Origin of the sequence: Dysosmobacter segnis (assembly GCF_014297285.1) — a bacterium.
Classification (GTDB): Bacteria; Bacillota; Clostridia; order Oscillospirales; family Oscillospiraceae; genus Oscillibacter; species Oscillibacter segnis.
Map to the genome: position 1 here is coordinate 1 of NZ_JACOQI010000111.1, position 681 is coordinate 681.

Consider the following 681-nt stretch of genomic DNA (forward strand, 5'->3'; position numbering starts at 1 on the left):
GGATCAACAATCAGCCTGTGCTTGTCCTTTGGGTGCTTTACATAGCCGTAAGGAGCAAATGCTCCGATATACTGGCCGTTGCGCCGTTTGTAATCAAATACCTGCCGGATCTTTTTGGAAGTCTGATAGCAGTAATTATCGTTCATCACATTTGTAATGGGAACGATGATATTTGAAACGCTGTCGGGGTTCTTGTAGCTGTCCACATTCTCAGCAAGGCTGATAAAGCGAACACCCATTTGAACAAACAGATTGTCGATCAAACTTCCGGCATCGCTATAATTTCGTGCGAAGCGGGACAGGTCTTTTACTATAACGCAGTTGATTTTACCACTCATGACATCCGCCAAGAGCCGTTGAAAATCTTCACGGTTAGCGTCCGTTCCAGTATGTCCGTCATCTACATATTCCGTGATACTTTCAAACTCGTCAATGTTGCGTCGGTAAAAATCGTTCAGTAGGTCACGCTGGTTTTTTACGCTGTTGCTATCGTCTTTTCCTTTTTTCAAATCTTCCTTTGAAAGCCGGATATAGATGCCCAGCCGCCAGCGGCGGATTGTGTAAGAGGGAGAGAAACTCTGCTGATACCCTCTGTTTTTTGCTCGTGCCATTGTTCCTCCTTCCCTATCACATTACACTTATATTATAACTCTGTCCGGGGAGGACAACAAGGATGCCTCC

Annotated in this window: 1 protein-coding gene; it reads right to left on the reverse strand. The window is 45.2% G+C overall.

Features of this window, described 5'->3' with window-relative positions; translation table 11 throughout:
- A partial coding sequence (locus H8Z83_RS19295; protein WP_187016504.1) for a recombinase family protein occupies nucleotides 1-611 on the reverse strand: 611 nt, incomplete at its 3' end.
- Between the last annotated feature and the right edge of the window lie 70 nt (nucleotides 612-681).